Annotated in this window: 17 protein-coding genes; 14 read left to right on the top strand and 3 right to left on the bottom strand. The window is 42.8% G+C overall.

Translation table 11 applies throughout. From position 1 onward, the window contains the following. Positions 1–239 precede the first annotated feature (239 nt). Complete coding sequence (locus LZD48_RS10420; RefSeq protein ID WP_235762686.1) at positions 240–857, bottom strand: NUDIX hydrolase; 618 nt, start codon at positions 855–857, stop codon at positions 240–242. Positions 858–1,308: 451 nt separating this feature from the next. Here LZD48_RS10420 and LZD48_RS10415 point away from each other — a divergent pair, with 451 nt between their 5' ends. Continuing rightward, positions 1,309–1,992, top strand: a complete 684-nt coding sequence (locus LZD48_RS10415) for a phosphoribosylaminoimidazolesuccinocarboxamide synthase (RefSeq protein ID WP_235762685.1) — start codon at positions 1,309–1,311, stop codon at positions 1,990–1,992. 265 nt (positions 1,993–2,257) lie between these two features. Here LZD48_RS10415 and LZD48_RS10410 read toward each other — a convergent pair whose 3' ends face one another. Continuing rightward, on the bottom strand, positions 2,258–2,944 hold the full coding sequence (locus tag LZD48_RS10410; RefSeq protein ID WP_235762684.1) for a universal stress protein: 687 nt from the start codon (positions 2,942–2,944) through the stop codon (positions 2,258–2,260). 607 nt (positions 2,945–3,551) lie between these two features. On the opposite strand from LZD48_RS10410, the gene LZD48_RS10405 reads away from it, so the two are divergent. The 7 genes from LZD48_RS10405 to LZD48_RS10375 are packed head-to-tail and all read left to right on the top strand — an operon-like array spanning position 3,552 to position 9,373. After that, positions 3,552–5,963: a Na+/H+ antiporter subunit A gene (locus LZD48_RS10405; protein WP_235762683.1), complete on the top strand. Its 2,412-nt coding sequence runs from the start codon at positions 3,552–3,554 to the stop codon at positions 5,961–5,963. Continuing rightward, the gene (locus LZD48_RS10400) at positions 5,950–6,372 is read left to right on the top strand and encodes a Na(+)/H(+) antiporter subunit B (protein WP_235762682.1); all 423 of its coding nucleotides are present in this window, start codon (positions 5,950–5,952) and stop codon (positions 6,370–6,372) included. The genes LZD48_RS10405 and LZD48_RS10400 overlap by 14 nt, the downstream gene beginning before the upstream one ends. Positions 6,373–6,375: 3 nt before the next feature. After that, positions 6,376–6,717 carry a Na(+)/H(+) antiporter subunit C gene (locus LZD48_RS10395; RefSeq protein ID WP_235762681.1) on the top strand — a complete coding sequence of 114 codons (342 nt, stop codon included), beginning with the start codon at positions 6,376–6,378 and terminating at the stop codon, positions 6,715–6,717. Next, a complete protein-coding gene (locus LZD48_RS10390) occupies positions 6,710–8,185 on the top strand; it encodes a Na+/H+ antiporter subunit D (protein WP_235762680.1) in 1,476 nt (491 codons plus the stop codon). The genes LZD48_RS10395 and LZD48_RS10390 overlap by 8 nt, the downstream gene beginning before the upstream one ends. Positions 8,186–8,245: 60 nt before the next feature. Continuing rightward, complete coding sequence (locus tag LZD48_RS10385; RefSeq protein ID WP_235762679.1) at positions 8,246–8,728, top strand: Na+/H+ antiporter subunit E; 483 nt, start codon at positions 8,246–8,248, stop codon at positions 8,726–8,728. Beyond that, entirely contained in the window at positions 8,728–9,012 is a 285-nt protein-coding gene (locus LZD48_RS10380; RefSeq protein ID WP_235762678.1) for a Na(+)/H(+) antiporter subunit F1, read from the top strand. The genes LZD48_RS10385 and LZD48_RS10380 overlap by 1 nt, the downstream gene beginning before the upstream one ends. Next, positions 8,990–9,373, top strand: a complete 384-nt coding sequence (locus LZD48_RS10375; RefSeq protein WP_235762677.1) for a Na+/H+ antiporter subunit G — start codon at positions 8,990–8,992, stop codon at positions 9,371–9,373. The genes LZD48_RS10380 and LZD48_RS10375 overlap by 23 nt, the downstream gene beginning before the upstream one ends. Before the next feature lie 268 nt (positions 9,374–9,641). Here LZD48_RS10375 and LZD48_RS10370 read toward each other — a convergent pair whose 3' ends face one another. Next, positions 9,642–10,658: an LLM class flavin-dependent oxidoreductase gene (locus tag LZD48_RS10370; RefSeq protein WP_235762676.1), complete on the bottom strand. Its 1,017-nt coding sequence runs from the start codon at positions 10,656–10,658 to the stop codon at positions 9,642–9,644. Positions 10,659–11,329: 671 nt separating this feature from the next. On the opposite strand from LZD48_RS10370, the gene rlmN reads away from it, so the two are divergent. The 6 genes from rlmN (at position 11,330) to LZD48_RS10340 (ending at position 17,586) form a co-directional block, all read left to right on the top strand. Next, a complete protein-coding gene (gene rlmN / locus LZD48_RS10365) occupies positions 11,330–12,406 on the top strand; it encodes a dual-specificity RNA methyltransferase RlmN (RefSeq protein ID WP_235762675.1) in 1,077 nt (358 codons plus the stop codon). A 35-nt stretch (positions 12,407–12,441) separates the two neighbouring features. Then, positions 12,442–13,743 carry an acetyl-CoA hydrolase/transferase family protein gene (locus tag LZD48_RS10360; protein WP_235762674.1) on the top strand — a complete coding sequence of 434 codons (1,302 nt, stop codon included), beginning with the start codon at positions 12,442–12,444 and terminating at the stop codon, positions 13,741–13,743. A gap of 187 nt (positions 13,744–13,930) precedes the next feature. Further along, positions 13,931–14,563: an RNA polymerase sigma factor gene (locus LZD48_RS10355; RefSeq protein ID WP_235762673.1), complete on the top strand. Its 633-nt coding sequence runs from the start codon at positions 13,931–13,933 to the stop codon at positions 14,561–14,563. Positions 14,564–14,739: 176 nt separating this feature from the next. Further along, positions 14,740–15,735 (top strand): ABC transporter substrate-binding protein, encoded by a 996-nt coding sequence (locus tag LZD48_RS10350; protein ID WP_235762672.1) that lies wholly within the window; start codon positions 14,740–14,742, stop codon positions 15,733–15,735. A 72-nt stretch (positions 15,736–15,807) separates the two neighbouring features. Next, complete coding sequence (locus LZD48_RS10345) at positions 15,808–16,791, top strand: ABC transporter permease (protein WP_235762671.1); 984 nt, start codon at positions 15,808–15,810, stop codon at positions 16,789–16,791. Then, on the top strand, positions 16,792–17,586 hold the full coding sequence (locus LZD48_RS10340) for an ABC transporter ATP-binding protein (protein ID WP_235762670.1): 795 nt from the start codon (positions 16,792–16,794) through the stop codon (positions 17,584–17,586). The last annotated feature ends 65 nt before the right edge of the window (positions 17,587–17,651 follow it).

The following is a 17,651-nucleotide window of genomic DNA, read 5'->3' as shown; positions in this document are numbered from 1 at the left end:
AAGCGCCCTTACAGGCTAAGTACGCGATTCGTCTTCGCAACGCCTGTACTAGCACATCCCGCGTCCCACCAAAAGATCTGCTAGTTGCTGGGCGCTGGAGCTAGACGTGGATAAAGAAAGGCATATACACTTCGGGCAGGAAGTGTATATGCCTTTTACGTTACCTAGAAAACTATAAAGTAAAAAGAGGACGTCGCGTACTTAACCTGTGTGGGCACATCCGCCTTTGATTGTCCCAGTTATCTTCTAATCAATTGCAGGAAGTGGGTGAGAATTCTTGCGGTCAGTCCCCAAATTACTTTGCCGTTATATTGATAAAATAGTTCATTGATATGGCCTGCACTCCATTTATAGTCTTTACCACCGACGATGCGATCGAATGGGAAATTATCTTCCGGTTTGACGTGAACGTGAACCTTATAAATTTCAGGCTCTGTTTCTAGGAAGAAATTGAGCGGGACGGTGAATACCTCGGCTACCTCGGCTTCATTTGGAACAATTCTTTCAGATTGAAGTAAGGTTCCTACAAAGGGATAAATGATGCGGCCGCTGTCATTCACGATATAATCAAGTGGAGTCAGACCTTCAATATCTTTCGCACTGACCCCCAATTCTTCCGTTGTTTCCCGAATTGCTGCATGCTTTGGGGTAGGGTCCTCCGGGTCAATTCTTCCCCCGGGGAAACAAATGTCGCCGGGTTGACTGCGCATATGCATCGCCCTTACTTCAAATAAAACATGGGTTTCATTCTGAATGGTTGTGAGAGGGAGAAGTACGGCAGATTGTCTATAATGTTGTTCGCCCATAACCCGGGGAGTTCTATTTTCTAATTTCGCAAGTATTTTAGATGCATCCATTTCATCACCTCCGTACACGTTTCTTTCTAAATGATTGTTTGAAAAGTCCGGTAAAAATGACACTTCGAGAAAGAGAAGGTTCTACTGAAACCGTCCACGTCCCGTGGACAACGTAGAACTCACCACATCTTATGGAAGCTCGTTGGCTCGCTTTTCCGATCCTCATGTGCCTAATAACGTACATTCCGGTGCCGGGAGCTTCACCGCCTCGAATTTCGACGCACAGGATGTGCTAGTGTCGGCGTTGCAACAGGACGTTGCTTATTTAGCCGATCTCGGTCCTTTTTATCCTCCTTTTTGAATACACTTTCTATTACTATTATACATGAAAATATGGAAATATCCCTTTGTCTGCTTGTGTAAAAGTGTATTTGAGCCCATGTCCTTTTCCAAGCGAAAGTATCTATGCTAAAATAATAGGCATAATACACCCAAAGGATTGAGGGATAAAATGAAGTTGGTATATGAAGGAAAAACAAAGGATGTCTATGAACGTGAAGATGGAAATTATTTATTGAAATTTAAAGATGATGTGACAGGTGAAGGCGGTGTGTTCGATCCTGGTGCTAATACAGTAGGATTGACGCTGGAAGGTGCTGGTCGGGCAGGGCTCGAGCTTACGACATTATTTTTCGAAATACTAAAAGAGAGAAACATTCCAACCCACTATGTTACAAGTGATTTAGAAAAAACGACGATGACCGTTATACCAGCAGACGCTTTCGGTGACGGTTTGGAAGTCATTTGCCGTTACCGGGCTGCCGGAAGTTTCCTTCGCCGCTACGGAAAATACGCTGAAGAAGGACAGGAGCTGGAAACGTTCGTAGAAGTTACCCTGAAAGATGATCAACGGAATGACCCGCCAATCGGAAGGGAAGCACTTAGCACGCTTGGAATTCTTTCTGGCGGGGATTATGAGACGTTAAGGCAATTGACGATTGATATTTCTGATATCATTAAAGAAGAACTTGCTAAGAAAAATATTGAACTTTATGATGTTAAACTCGAATTTGGACGTGATAAAGAGGGGAATATCATTTTAATCGACGAAATTTCCGGTGGTAACATGCGCGTCTACCGGGACGAGAAAGCGATTGATCCAATTGAACTTGCTAAAATCATGACTGCGGAATAATAAAGCACCTGGAACGTGTATTGCTGCTCGTTCCAGGTGCTTTTGTGGTTTTAGCTTACGTCTAGCTCCAGCGCCCAGCAGACTTCCTTTATCTCCTTTCGGTAAAAAGGAAGTTCGATTAAGTTCGCTCACGTATGGGGCAACATCGAACTACCTCCCAACCTAGGGGGCGCAGTTTGTACGTCGCTACGACGCACAGGATGTGCTAGTACAGGCATTGCGAAGACGATCGCGTACTTAGCCTGTAAGGGCGCTTCCGATTTTGTTAATGCTTCTCAACTTTCACATTCGGTTCATCTTTGATTTCACCGATTGCAAGGTCGTCTGTTATATGCAGTTGGCGAGTTTTACCATACTTTGTGACAAATTTAAAGATTCCATTGTTAAAGTCTGTGCCGATTTCTTTATAAAAGATTCCTTCAAATAGATTTTCCTTCGCTCTTGTGAAGGTGATTCGGTAATCGTCTCCTTCTCTAATTAAAAATGCGCGGACACCTTTTTCAAAATCTGTATCGGTATCGAACTTTAAAGAACGGTCGACGGATACAATATGCACATCGACAAATGTTATTTCTTTCAAAATTGAATTGACAAAGGAACCTTTTGTAATCTCTTCCCAACGGCTTTGCGGTGTTTGCCCGACAACAATTTGCGTAATGTTCCGGCTGTGGGCAACCTCAGCTATTGCTTTTGCGACTGGACGTTTTTCGTTATCGCGTAAAATAAATTCTTCTATACCTAGTTGATCGCAAAGCTCTTTCCAAGCCTCCACATAATTTGAACGTTCCGCATCAAAATCATCATATGGAAGTGGGTCTACTGACAGCACATATAATGGACAATCCATGATTTGAGAAAGTTTATGTCCTCTTTTGATTAATCGCTCGCCATTTGGGCCATAGTAAACACAGACTAAAATCTTTTCATCCATCCGACTTTTAATATTTTTCATGATGGCAAAATTCACCTCTTCATACTGATTAATCAGCTGTTATTTCACTTTATCTATTGAAACTGTACCATTCTAACATGTATTAGAAGGTTCGTGAAGACCTATTCGAAAAAAATTACTTTATGTTATAAGTATGTGGAAAAGGGGAAGATGGTAATACACTAATTTATTACGCATGAACGGTCTGTAATCCCCCGTCTTTAAATATGAGGGAAAGCCAAAATGTGAACGTGGGAGATAAACAGTCCATAAACTCCTGATTTTGTTCAACAAACACGGAGTGGGGAAAGAACCCCCCACTGCGTGAAGTTTCACTTTATCATTTTAGACTTCTCAGACATCTGAAGTGCAAGCAGCTTGAATTTCATGTATAATTAATACTTGTAATATCCATTCCACATAAGTTTTACTACTAAAACACATTTTTAAACATACCGTTTAACCCCTTATTTCCAAGTGGTTTGTTGCCCCTATTATCATACGCGTAACTTATTAAGTCAAGGTATCATGATATAACTTCATATATAAAACAAAACTGGCATGTTTCTTAAGAAAATCCTGTATGTTTTGGGCAATCATCAGGTGAATTTTGATTGGAGGTTTGATTTTGGGAACGTTGAATTTCATTGTACTCATACCCTTTTTAGCTGCAATATTTATTCCCCTATTCTATAAAAAAGGATCACGGCTACATATCGGACTATTACCGATGATCGTTGCTGTATCATTATTTATCTATCTTTTGACTTATATACCTCAGATAGCGAATGGCAAGACTTTTTTGCATACCATATCCTGGATTCCTTCCTATGGTATTAACTTTACCACTTATTTGGATGGGCTTAGCTTAATTTTAGCTTTACTTATTACGGGGATCGGAACACTCGTGATCCTCTATTCGATTTATTATTTGTCTGAAAATGAACAGTTGGGTCACTTTTACACTTATTTAATGTTGTTTATGGGTGCGATGCTTGGTGTCGTCCTCTCTGATAACATGATGGGGCTTTATGTGTTCTGGGAATTGACGAGTATTTCTTCCTTCCTCTTAATTGCATTCTGGTATCAGCGGAAACGTTCACGGGAAGGAGCACAGAAATCATTGCTTATTACGGTAAGTGGTGGTTTCGGAATGCTTGTTGGATTTCTGATGATCTATTCGATGACTGGGACGATGAGTGTGCGGGAGGTTATTCAAATCATGCCGGGTATGACGGATCACGGCTTGTTTGTACCGGCAATGCTGCTCATCTTATTAGGGGCGTTTACAAAGTCTGCCCAGTTCCCATTCCATATCTGGCTGCCGGATGCGATGGAAGCGCCGACGCCGGTAAGTGCATATCTGCACTCTGCAACAATGGTAAAAGCGGGAATTTATTTAGTTGCCCGTTTTACACCTGTATTTGGCGGTGATGGGATTTGGTTCTGGGTAGTGACTGGAGTAGGGTTGTTCACGTTGTTCTGGGGTTCCTTCCAGGCAGTGCGGCAAACTGACCTGAAAGCGCTCCTTGCATTTTCGACGGTCAGTCAGCTCGGAATGATTATGAGCATGTTCGGGATGGGCTCTGTTGCTCTTAACTTCGGTTATTCAACCGAATCCGTATTCTACTCACAGGCTACTTTTGCTGCGTTGTTTCATCTTGTAAACCATTCGACCTTTAAAGGTGCACTATTCATGGTAGTTGGAATCGTTGACCATGAAGTGGGGACACGAGATATTAGGAGACTTGGTGGCTTGGCTACGATTATGCCGATTACCTTCACTATTTCCCTAATCGGTAGCTTTTCTATGGCAGGACTGCCTCCATTCAATGGGTTCTTGAGTAAAGAAATGTTCTTCCAGGCAGCTGTTGATATTACCGAGCTTGGACTATTTCATATGGATACAATCGGTAATTTGATTCCGATTCTTGCATGGGTGGCAAGTATTTTCACCTTTGTCTATAGCATGATTATTGTATTTCAGACGTTTCTTGGGCCATACAGGGAAGAGCGTTTGGAAAGACCGGCTAGTGAAGGTCCAGGCGGAATGCTTATTTCTCCGGTTATTTTAGCAGCGTTTGTCGTTCTTATTTTCTTCATGCCGAATGTGCTTGGGAATTATATTATCCGTCCAGCGGTGGAAAGTGTGTTTCCGACGCTTGCGGCAGAAGTGGACTTAGGTGTTAAGATATCAGCTTGGCACGGACTTAATACAGCGCTATGGATGACGATTGGTGTCATTGTCCTTGGTATCTTGCTTTATTCCTTCCCGAAAGCCTGGCGCTGGATTTATGCGATATTCCCAACAGGTTGGTCGCTGAATTCCTTGTATAACTTCACGCTCGAACAGGGTGTGAAATTTTCAAGAACGTTTACGAATGGCTATATGACAGGTTTACTGCGTCATTATATGATGTATATTTATCTGTTTTTCATTGTGCTTGTTGCCGGAGCCTTTATCTTGACTGGGTCGTATGACTTTACGATTTCGGGTAATGCGGAGATTTCGACTTTTGAATGGATTATCGCAATGACCTTGATTATTGCAGCTGTTTCCATCCTGTTTGCAAAATCTCGTCTTACAGCAATTCTCCTAAACAGTGTACTGGGTTATGGGGTTGCACTCTTTTTCGTTATTTTCCGGGCCCCAGACCTCGCGCTAACACAGATGGTTATTGAGACGGTAACGACTGTTCTCTTCCTTGTTGCTTATTATTTCTTACCGGAATGGAAACGGGAAAAAGAGACAAGAAGAATAAATATGTCGAAATTGTTCGTATCAATAGGTGTTGGTGCAACCTTCACTGTCGTTGCTTTGGCAGTTCAAAATAATCGTTTGTTTGAACGGATTTCGACATACTTCGAGAATTCTTATGAACTTGCAGGCGGTCGCAACATCGTAAATACGATTTTAAGTGACTTCCGTGGATTTGATACGATGCTTGAAGTTGTCGTGCTCCTCATTGCCGGACTTGGAGTGTATTCCATTATTAAATTGAAGGCAGGAAAGCGGGGGGATAAGCTTGAAAATCAATAACGTTATTTTAAGAACCGTTACGAAGATCTCTGTATTTATTATCCTGACCTTGGCTGTTTACCTGTTTTTCGCTGGGCATAACAGCCCAGGAGGCGGGTTTATTGCAGGACTTGTTCTTGCAGCTGCATTTGTACTCCTGTTTCTTGTGTACGATATGGATACGATTCGCAAGGGAATACCTATCGACTTCAAAAAAATTGCTGCATTCGGAGCGTTTTTGGCAGTCGGGACGGGCTTCGGTGCATTTGTATTTGATGTGCCGTTTCTTACTCAAAGCTTTGATTATTTTGAAGTTCCGTTCTTCGGTGAAGTTGAACTGTCGACTGTGACGATATTTGAAGCTGGTGTCTCGTTTGCGGTAGTCGGTGTTGTAATTACGATTATCTTAAGTATTAGTGAGGATGTGTAGGTTATGGAAACATTGATGATCATCCTAACCGGCGTTTTAGTCACGATTGCGACTTATCTTGTTCTATCGAAAAGTGTGATCCGTGTCATTCTCGGAACAGCCGTTTATTCCCACGCCGCACATTTATTAATTATAACGATGGGTGGCCTGAAAACGGGTAATGTACCGATTTTGGGAGATGAAGATATTAGCACATTTGTTGATCCGCTTCCGCAAGCATTAATTTTAACATCGATTGTAATCAGCTTTGCGGTGACGGCACTCGTGCTTGTACTTGCATATCGTGCTTACCAGACGCTTGGAACGGATAACATGGAAGAATTGCGAGGTAGTAAGTATGAATAATATTATTGTACTGCCGATGGCTCTTCCAATTATGCTCGGCATTATTCTAATCTTTTTAAGACCTTATATAAAAACACAACGGGTAATAACCGTTTTGGGGCTATTGGCTACTATTGGAACGAGCATGTACATGCTCCACTGGATTCAAACGGATGGCATTATCCGGCTTGATTTTGGAGGCTGGGAACCGCCGTTTGGTATTCTGTTTGTAGCGGATTCCTTTGCAGTCATTCTTGTGACTGTCGCTAGTATCGTAACTTTAATTTGTTTAATTTATGCATTTTCCTCGATCGGCGAGAAAATTGAGAATATGTATTTCTACTCCTTTGTTAATTTCCTCCTTGCAGGTGTTAACGGATCCTTTTTAACAGGCGATATCTTTAACCTCTATGTAAACTTTGAGATTATGCTGCTTGCATCATATGTGTTGATTGTCCTCGGTGGAAAAAGGATGCAGCTAAGGGAATCACTTAAGTATGTTGTCATCAATATTATCTCTTCTTGGTTTTTCCTTGTTGCTATCGCGTATTTGTATGCACAGCTCGGGACGTTGAATATGGCGCATATTTCAGTGTTAATCAGTGAATCAGGACAAACGCCATTGCTTACGGTAACGAGTCTCGTGTTCTTGATCGTTTTCGCTTTGAAATCCGGGCTCCTTCTATACTTTTGGCTGCCGGGTTCGTACAGTGCACCACCGACTGCTATTGCAGCTTTGTTCGGAGGGTTACTGACGAAGGTAGGAATTTACGTCATGATCCGCGTGTTCACGTTGATCTTTTACCATGAACCGCAGATTACCCATACGATAATAGGAATTTTAGCTGGTCTGACTCTCGTTATGGGTAGTATTGGAGCGATTGCCTATAAAGATATCCGGCAAATCGTTGCGTACAACGTTATTATTGCGGTTGGCTTTATACTAGTCGGGCTTGCTGTGATGACGCAGGAAGCATTGGAAGGTGCGGTTTATTACCTGATGCATGACATGGTTGCGAAATCCCTGCTCTTCCTGCTTGCCGGTACGATGATTACCGTGACAGGAGAGAAACGACTCGATAATATGAGTGGATTAATCCGTAACTATCCGGCATTTGGCTGGATGTTCTTTATCGTCATGCTATCCTTAGCCGGAGTACCGCCGCTCAGTGGTTTTATCGGAAAAGTACTAGTTGGTCAAGGAGCAATTGAAGCAGGCTCTTATGTTCTGCTTGCACTTGCCTTCATTTCCAGTATCTTTGTACTTTACTCCCTCTTACGGATTTTCTTGAACAGCTTTTGGGGAGAGACGATTATTAGTTTTGATGATGAAGTACCAATGAAAAGGGGCTGGATTGTTTCATTTGGATTACTGACCGCACTCATGTTTACGTTTGGAATCGGAGCAGAATATTTTGCCCCCTACGTAGCAGATGCAGCCAACACCTTGCTCAACCCGCAAATTTATATTGATGCTGTATTAGAGTAATTAGATTGCTGCCTGTAGCAAGCGGCTATAGGCAACAGTTAAAAGAGGAGCTGACGATGGATGCCAGCACAATTTTTTCTAAATGTATTTATTGCGATATTATGGGTATTTATTAGTGACGAATACGAATTGCAATTCACTACATTCGTTTTCGGATATATTGTCGGAATCGGAATCGTATTCCTGATGCACCGATTATTCGGGGAGCGGTTCTATCTCGCTCGCCCATGGGCTTTATTTAAGTTAATACTTATCTTTATCCGTGAGACATTTTCATCGAGTATCTGGGTGTTGAAGCATATTTTAAGTCCGAAAGTAACGTATAAACCAGGTATTTTCAAATATGAGACACAAATGCGGGGGGAGTGGGAAATCACGGCAATTTCATTACTTCTTACGCTCACGCCGGGTTCAGTAGTGATGGAGGTTGCTCCGGAAGAAGACTACCTATACATTCACGGCATGGATCTGGAAGAATCAAAAGAGATGCTGCTCAAATCCTTGTACACGTTTGAAAAAGCAATTATGGAGGTGACGCGCTGATGATTAATACATTGCTAGTTACATCGCTCATATTATTCGGAGTGGCGATCGCCATTACCCTCATCCGTATCATTATTGGGCCGAGTTTACCAGACCGCGTCTTGTCTCTTGATATGATTGGTGTTCAAATCGTTTCTTCACTTGCGATTATTTCAATTCTCCTCAATACTCGTGCATTCTTGGAAGTAATTCTCGTACTTGCCATCCTGGCATTTATTAGTACGATTTCCTTCACGAAGTACATAGAGAGGGGTGTTATCATTGAACGTAAGCGTGATAATTGAGTATATCGGTGCCATCTTGATTTTTATCGGTTCATTATTTGCTGTTATTAGTGCAATCGGACTGATTCGATTTCCTGATGTCTACACCCGTTCTCACGCAGCGACCAAGAGCTCAACGCTAGGTGTACTGCTTACCCTGACAGGTGCACTGATCTATATTCTTGAAAGTCAGGATTACTTCAGTGTGCGCCTTGTCTTAGGGATTGCCTTTGTGTTCCTGACTGCTCCAGTCTCCGGGCATTTGGTTACGAGAGCGGCTTACCGGAAAAAAGTCAAGTTGGCGGATATTACGGTTGAAGATGATTTGAAAGATGTTATTCATGGGAAGAAAGAAGAATTAGAGGAAGATAATACGAATTAAAATTGGGACATAACTTTCTGCTTTAACGGAAAGCTATGCCCCAATTTTTTTGATTAAATTTTTGAAGTTATAAAATAAAAATGTTGTGGATAACTTGATATCCAGGGCTAGCCACGTCCGGCTCCAGCGCCCAGCAACTAGCAAACTTCACACTCCTCCAATCGATAAGTCAACATCAACTCACTATCGTTCGTTGTGTTTCCTTTATCTCATTACGGAGTGCTCCAGTTTGTACGTTGCTAAACGGGCGCTTGCGCCTTTGTTCTTACTAATCGAATAAATCAGCCACAATTTCATACGAACGTAATCGATCTTTCAGGTGGAAAATCTGTGATCCGATAATGATCTCATCTGCCCCAGTTTCTTCTTGGAATGCGATGAGACCCTTTCTGATCGTATCTTTATCCCCGACAATCGTTGTGCGTGGATCAAGCGATTCATAGACGGCAGCTTTTTCCATTGGAGACCAGACGCTATCCATGCTTTCAATTGGTGGCTGGAGTTTTCTTGTTTTCCCGCGGCGCAAGTCAAGGAATTGCATATACTGGGAGCTTGCCAGATACTCTGCTTCTTCGTTTGTATCTGCTGCAATCACGTTGACACCAACCATCGCATATGGCTTCTCTAACACATCAGAAGCTTCGAAGTTATCCCGATAAAGCTTTAATGCTGGAACCGTGTAAGCTGGTGCGAAATGACTTGCAAAGGAGAAAGGCAGTCCTTTATGGGCAGCAAGCCTTGCGCTAAAGTCGCTGGAGCCAAGCAGCCAGATTGGAACATTCAGTCCCTGGCCAGGAACAGCCCGGATATTTGTTTTCGGCTCGTCAGAAAAATAATCCTGTAATTCATTTACTTGCATTGGAAATTCCTCTGGTCCTGCATTCAGGGTTCGTCTTAGAGCAAAGGCTGTCGCTTGGTCGGTTCCAGGCGCTCGGCCAAGTCCAAGGTCGATCCTTCCCGGGAAGAGGGACTCAAGCGTGCCGAACTGTTCAGCGACGACAAGCGTTGCATGGTTTGGCAGCATAACGCCCCCGGCTCCAACACGCATATAATTCGTATTCCCGGCGATATGAGAAATCAAGACAGATGTCGCCGAACTAGCAATCCCCGGCATATTATGATGCTCAGCTAGCCAGTAACGGTTAAAGCCTAACTTTTCAACGTGCCTGGCAAGTTCCACACTTTCCTTAAACGATTCCTCTGCATTTGAACCTTGGCGAATTGGTGCAAGGTCTAGTACAGACAAAGGGATTTTATTAAAATTTTTAGCATGTTCATGTTTCAACCAACTCACTCCTTTAATCTCAGTACTCTATTTTTCACAACTAAAACAAATCTATTCAACCTGATGATTGCTTTCATTCAGCAGAAGTGAGCGTAACTCCGAAACTTTCTCCTGGAGGTCCGCAGTCCAGACACCTGTCGCACCTGCTGAGCATTAAGGGGTCTCACCAAGCCTATCCTCCCGCAGGAGTCTCGAGGTGTCTGGACTGCTCCCAGCATAGGCCGAATTTAGATCACTGTTTAATATTCCAGGAGTTTAATGCTTATCGTGATGGAAAATCTCTATTTATAGAATCATCTAACCAGTTCAGTTGCCCGGGGGACGGTGACTCCTACGGGAAAAGCACGTGTCCGAAGACCCCGCAGGAAGTGCCCTTCTTCCGAGGACGCTGAGGCCGTGCCCTTAGGATGCGCATCCGTCCACCGGGCAACTGAACGGCGATTAGTGATCTAAACTAGTGAATGCGCAGGACACTTACGCTGAATGAAAGCAATCATCATAAAGGTACACTTAGTTTGTGCAGGTTGCAAAAATGGAGTCATTACTATAAAGGATAATCTTTTGAATAAATGCCGTCCACTTATCCGCTTAAAGCTGAGAATTCGATTTGCTACTATAGACGGATTAAAGTAAGATTAAGGAAGGAAAAGTAAAAGAAATGGGGAAACATCATGGCAAAAAAATCCATTTATGGATTAACATTTAAGCAACTGGAAGATTGGCTAATCGAAAATGGCGAGAAGCGTTTTCGCGCAAATCAAGTATGGGACTGGATATATAAGAAACGAGTGAACCAGTTTTCTGACATGTCCAATGTTAACCAAACAACCATTCAATTATTGGAAAAAAACTATGACTTATCAACATTAGAAGAGGAAGTTAGACAGGAATCAAAAGATGGAACGGTTAAATATCTCTTTAAGCTTGCAGATGGAAATGTAATTGAAACGGTTCTCATGCGCTTTGATTATGGACTTTCTGTCTGTGTGACGACGCAGGTCGGCTGTAATATCGGCTGTTCCTTCTGTGCAAGCGGATTGCTCCGGAAGAGCCGGGATTTAACAGGTGGAGAAATCGTTGAACAAATTATGCATGTTCAGAAGAATCTTGACTTGAAAGGGAAGGACGAACGGGTCAGTCATATCGTTGTCATGGGGATAGGTGAGCCATTAGATAACTTTAATAACTTAATGGATTTCCTTTATATTGTAAACGATGATAAGGGCTTGAACATCGGTGCCCGTCATATTACCGTTTCAACAAGCGGGCTTGCTCATAAGATTTATGAGTTTGCCGATACAGGAATCCAAGTGAATCTTGCTATATCCTTGCACGCTCCGAATGACGAACTGCGTACGCAAATTATGAAAATCAACCGAGCATTTCCAATTGAGAAGCTTATGAAGGCCGTTGATTATTATCTTGAGAAAACAAACCGCCGCATAACATATGAATATATTATGCTACAAGATGTCAATGACCACAAAAAGGAAGCAAAGGAACTCGTCAAGCTTCTTTATAACCACCGTCATTTAGCTTATGTGAACTTGATTCCGTATAACAAGGTCGATGAGCATATTCAGTATGAAAGAAGCCATGTCGATACGATTCAGGAATTCCACCAAACATTGAAAGCAGGTGGCATCAATAGTGGAGTGCGCTGGGAAAACGGCGCAGATATTGATGCAGCATGCGGTCAATTAAGAAGTAAGCAAATTGCAAAAACGAAAAAGAACAAAGCGGTATAGTCTGAAACTAATCTGAAGAAAGGATTACAAAGCAGATGAATGATTACGTGACACCGTACGAAGCGAAGAAGACGACACCGGAGAAAATAGCCCAGCACGTCGAGTCAGGCTGGGTTTGCGGCTCTGATATCGGTCTTTCGGCACCTCCCGGGATTATTGCTGCGCTTGATGAACATGTAGGGGAAAAAGACTTGGCCGATGTATATTATCATACGCTTTTGGATTGGTTGCCGATGGGTGCTTACAGCGAGGAGTATCCGGGAATAACTGGAGTTTCTTGGTTTTCCGGCGGTTTTGCCAGAAAGGCTGTTAACCAAGGAATTGCTGATGTGATGCCATCCTATTTCCGTGATATGCCGTCTTTAATTGGGGAACAGAACCAAATAGATGCAATTTTTCTTGCGGTTGCCCCAATGGATGAATTCGGAAATTTCAGTACTGGTCCTTCTGCAGCTCTTAGTGAGGCATTACTTAAGAAGGCGAAGCGTATTTACCTGGAAGTGAATAACCATATTCCCCGCTCCGTGACAGGACCTGTCGTGCATCTTTCCGATGTGGAAGCATTGTGTGAGAATCATGTGAAGCTGCCTGATTACCCGCGTCCTGAACTGGATAAGGTGAGCAAGCAGATTGCAAGCTATATTGCTGAAGAAATACCAGATGAATCCGTCATTCAATTTGGGATTGGCGCTATTCCGGATGCAGTAGGGCTTGCATTACGGGAAAAGCGGGATCTCGGCATCCATACAGAAATGTTAACCGAAAGTATGGTTGAATTAATTGATGCAGGAGCGGTTACAAATGAGAAGAAGACTTTGCATCGCGGGCAAACCGTTGCATCTTTTGCCTTCGGTTCCAAGCGGGTATATGATTTTATTCACGAAAATGAAGCATTAACGATGCTGCCGATCCAATATATCAATGATCCAAGTATCATTAGGCAGATTCCGAGTTTCATGTCGATCAATTCTGCGATTGAAATAGATTTCTTCGGCCAAGTTTGTGCAGAGTCAATGGGGACGATGCATTTTTCAGGAACGGGCGGGCAAGTCGATTTTGTCCGCGGTGCGGTATTATCACCAGGCGGAAAAAGCTTCCTCGCCTTCCCGTCGACGGCAAAAGATGGGACCGTTAGCAGAATCAAAGCAATCTTGTCGCCAGGAGCGATTGTAACGACGAGCAAGAATGATGTGAATTACATCGTGACGGAGTATGGAATCGCTAATTTGCGAGGCAAAACGCTAGGACAACGCACAAAAGCATTAATCGATCTCGCCCATCCGAAGTTCCGGGAAGAACTAATTTTTGAAGCAAAAAAACGAAATATTATTCTATAAGAAAACAGCCAGATAAGCAGATACTGGCTGTTTTTATTTTGGACGGGACATTGGGGTCAGAACACTTGTCCCACGTGAAGTGGGACAGTTGCTCTGACCCCATTTGTCTCATTTTTAAGTTTTCTCAAACTTTTTTGCGAGTTGGGGGGTATTTATTAGTGAAGAGATTTTGGAAAGGGGTGGTGAGGTGAGTGATAAGGAACGAAAATTGATTAGGAGAATCAAAAGGGGAAATCAACACGCATTTCAAACGTTATATAACCGGTATGTGGATGATACTATCCAGACGGTTTACGGCATTACGAGAAATCATAACCATACCTTTGATATTGTTCAGGAAACATTTATTAAAGTTTATCGGCATCTGGAAAAATTTGATGAAGAGAAACCGTTTAAACCGTGGTTTCATCGTATTTTATTAAATGAGAGCATGCGTTATTCAAAAAAAGAAAAGTCCGCTATCCCGATTTTCCAGAAAGTTTATATGGAGATCAGTCGGGAAGAGAATACGACGACTGAAGAAGTTATCGAAAGGATTAAAGAGGAAATAGAAGCAGATGCAGGAATGGGTATCCGCAGAGAGGAGCGAACGACGGAGCCGATTGAAGCGGAGATGATTCTAGGGATGGGACTGGATGGCTCAAGGGACACAGAGAGCTTCGGCAGCGAATGGAATACACCGATTCATCGTTATTACGTGATGGATACGATAAATGAGCAAGTTTTCATCATTAAACAAGTTTACTTTCTTGAAGCAGCAGAGGGGCATGGGGCAAGATTTCATTATATGCTAGAAAGCTTTGAAATTGCCAAAGAATAGATAGAAAGTCATGTAGAGAGGCATAATCTGCATGGCTTTTTCCTTTTAAACCAATACTAACCAACTCATTTTTTAGAATTGTTTTAAAAACAGCTATCTTAATTACTGAAAATATGATAAAATCACACGTATACAATATTACTTTAGTACGTTAATGCGCACAGGGGGTAAAGTGAATGAGAAAGATAGTTTGGACATTGTTAACAATTGGGCTCTTGCTGCTTACAGCTTGCGGCTCAAGTGATACAGAAGCAACAGAAAGCAGTGATAATGAAAATGCAGATGGTGAAGTATACAACATCGGTGCAACGCAAATCGTTGAGCATCCGTCACTTGACGCTGCATATGAAGGATTCCAGCAAGCATTGGAAGATGCTGGTTTAAATGTGGAATATGATTTTGACAGTGCGCAAAATGATCAGAATAATGTAAAGCCGATTTCTGATAGTTTTGTAGCGGATGGAGTGGATCTCATCTTTGCAAACTCGACACCGAGTGCACTTGGTGCCTTACAAGCAACAAGTGAAATTCCGATACTATTCACATCTGTAACAGACGCGGTTGAGGCAAAGCTTGTTGATTCGATGGAAGAACCTGGCGGTAATGTAACAGGAGTGGTGGACTTGCATCCAGAGGGAATCCAGTCAACAGTACAATTTATTGCTGAATATTTCCCGGATGCGGCAGTTGGTACAGTTTATAATGCCGGCGAGCAAAACTCTGTCACGCAAGTAAATACAGTAAAAGAAGCTGCAGAAGAAGCAGGTCTCTCGGTTGTGGAGCGTACTGTAGCTAACACATCCGAAGTACAGCAAGCGATAGTCTCATTAGTGGAAGACGTTGATGTACTATATATCATCACAGATAATACGGTAGTTTCAGCACTTGACAGTGTTGTAGGTGTTGCGAACGATCATGAAATACCACTCATTGTAGGTGAACCAGATTCCCTTGCAAAGGGTGGCTTTGCAACATTTGGGATCGATTATCATACAATCGGGTATCGTACAGGTGAAATGGCTGTCGATATTTTAACAAATGACAAATCTCCAAGCGAAATTCCGGTAGAATATCCAGCGGAAATGCAGCTGTTCATTAACAAAGAGGCAGCTGAAGCGCAAAACGTCGAATGGCATTCTGACTGGGATGAAGATGCACAATTTATAGAGTAAAAATAGGATAAGTCGCTAATATTGGCGACTTATCCTATTAGAAGAAAGAAGTCAGCAGAAGGAGTACAAAATATGTTTATTTCAATGTTTGGTGCAGTAGAATCCGGGATTATTTATGCAATCATGGCACTTGGTGTTTATTTGACATTCCGAGTTCTTGATTTCCCTGATCTAACAGTCGATGGAAGCTTTGTCACAGGAGCTGCTGTTGCTGCATTAGCCATCATCAACGGGGTTCCGCCGATTATCGCTACGATTCTTGCTGGTATTGCAGGTTTCCTTGCAGGAACGCTAACAGGACTCTTGCATACAAAAGGAAAAGTAAATGCCCTCTTAGCCGGTATTCTTATGATGACGGCATTATATTCGATTAACCTCCGTATTCTCGGCCAGCCGACCTTATCCCTCCATACAGAAGCGACCATTTTTGATCAATTAGGGAACGTATGGGGAGCACCAATCGATAACATGTTGAACAGCATGCTAGGTATATTCGGGCTTGAACGGTTGCCGAGCACGTGGGGAATTTTAATTGTTATGCTTCTTGTGACGGTTATCATCAAGCTTATTACCGACTATTTCCTGAAGACAGAGGTTGGTCTTGCAATCCGGGCGATCGGGGATAATAAGCGGATGATTCGCAGCTTGTCTGCTAACACAGATAATTTAACGATTCTTGGGGTTGCTCTATCCAATGGGTTAGTCGCTCTTTCGGGTGGTCTAATCGCCCAGCTTGGTGGATTTGCTGACGTCGGAATGGGAATCGGAATGATTGTTATCGGTCTAGCATCTGTTATTATCGGAGAAGCGCTCTTCGGAACGAAGACGATCGCGCGGGCAACCTTGGCAGTCATTGGTGGAGCTGTCATCTACCGAATGATTGTGACACTTGCGTTGCGTTTTGATTTCTTTGAAACGGGTGACATGAAATTGATTACCGCAATCATCGTTATTATTGCACTTATTTCACCGAAGATTCTAAAGACCCAGCGTGAGAAGAAGCGCCGAATTGAAAAACGTCGGGCTTTAGAGCAAGAGATCAAGGAGGTTGGCTAAATGCTTGATGTGAAGAATATTTCCATTGTCTTTAATGAAGGAACAGTTGATGAGAAGACGGCCTTGAATAATATTAATTTAAGCTTAGAAAAGGGAGATTTCGTCACTGTTATCGGGAGTAATGGTGCCGGGAAATCTACCTTGATGAACGTCATTGCCGGCCAGCTTTATCCGGATGTCGGAGATGTGCTCATTAACGGGAAACAGGTGATCCATCTGCCGGAGTATAGACGTTCACAGTTTGTCGGCCGCGTGTTTCAAGATCCGATGGCAGGGACAGCCCCATCCATGACGATTGAAGAAAACCTAGCAATGGCTTATTCGAGAAATAAAAAGCGGAAATTAACCTTTGGTGTTACAAAAAGTCGACGGAAGATGTTCAAAGAATATTTGCAGACTCTAAACCTCGGGCTGGAGGATCGTTTGACGGCAAAGGTCGGAATGTTATCAGGCGGGGAACGGCAGGCATTATCGCTGCTCATGACGACATTTACCGATCCAGATATTTTGCTGCTTGATGAACATACTGCAGCGCTTGATCCATCCCGGGCGGAGCTAATTACGGGTCTTACGAAAAAGGTGGTTACAGATGCTGGGCTCGCGACTCTGATGGTAACGCATAATATGCAGCAAGCCCTTGACCTCGGAAATCGGTTAATCATGATGGATAAGGGACAGATTATATTTGAAGCAAGCGGGATTGATAAACAAAGACTAACAGTGGAAGACCTTCTACATGAATTCCAGCGGATTCGCGGGGAGCAGTTCGAAGATGACCGTGTTGTTTTAGGGTGAGGAAGTTGTCAAGCAATCTTCATTTATAGCTACTCCAGAACGCATGCCACCATGCTAAAATAAAA

Source organism: Oceanobacillus alkalisoli, assembly GCF_021556485.1.
GTDB classification, from domain to species: domain Bacteria; phylum Bacillota; class Bacilli; order Bacillales; family Amphibacillaceae; genus Oceanobacillus; species Oceanobacillus alkalisoli.
The sequence above is the reverse complement of the archived record's forward strand: the minus strand, read 5'-3'. Positions and strand labels throughout refer to the sequence as shown.

Coding starts and splice junctions, on each gene's coding strand:
- LZD48_RS10420 (WP_235762686.1), bottom strand. CDS start 857: ATGGATGCATCTAAAATACTTGCGAAATTAGAAAATAGAACTCCCCGG.
- LZD48_RS10415 (WP_235762685.1), top strand. CDS start 1,309: ATGAAGTTGGTATATGAAGGAAAAACAAAGGATGTCTATGAACGTGAA.
- LZD48_RS10410 (WP_235762684.1), bottom strand. CDS start 2,944: ATGAAAAATATTAAAAGTCGGATGGATGAAAAGATTTTAGTCTGTGTT.
- LZD48_RS10395 (WP_235762681.1), top strand. CDS start 6,376: ATGGAAACATTGATGATCATCCTAACCGGCGTTTTAGTCACGATTGCG.
- LZD48_RS10390 (WP_235762680.1), top strand. CDS start 6,710: ATGAATAATATTATTGTACTGCCGATGGCTCTTCCAATTATGCTCGGC.
- LZD48_RS10385 (WP_235762679.1), top strand. CDS start 8,246: ATGCCAGCACAATTTTTTCTAAATGTATTTATTGCGATATTATGGGTA.
- LZD48_RS10380 (WP_235762678.1), top strand. CDS start 8,728: ATGATTAATACATTGCTAGTTACATCGCTCATATTATTCGGAGTGGCG.
- rlmN (WP_235762675.1), top strand. CDS start 11,330: ATGGCAAAAAAATCCATTTATGGATTAACATTTAAGCAACTGGAAGAT.
- LZD48_RS10360 (WP_235762674.1), top strand. CDS start 12,442: ATGAATGATTACGTGACACCGTACGAAGCGAAGAAGACGACACCGGAG.
- LZD48_RS10350 (WP_235762672.1), top strand. CDS start 14,740: ATGAGAAAGATAGTTTGGACATTGTTAACAATTGGGCTCTTGCTGCTT.
- LZD48_RS10345 (WP_235762671.1), top strand. CDS start 15,808: ATGTTTATTTCAATGTTTGGTGCAGTAGAATCCGGGATTATTTATGCA.
- LZD48_RS10340 (WP_235762670.1), top strand. CDS start 16,792: ATGCTTGATGTGAAGAATATTTCCATTGTCTTTAATGAAGGAACAGTT.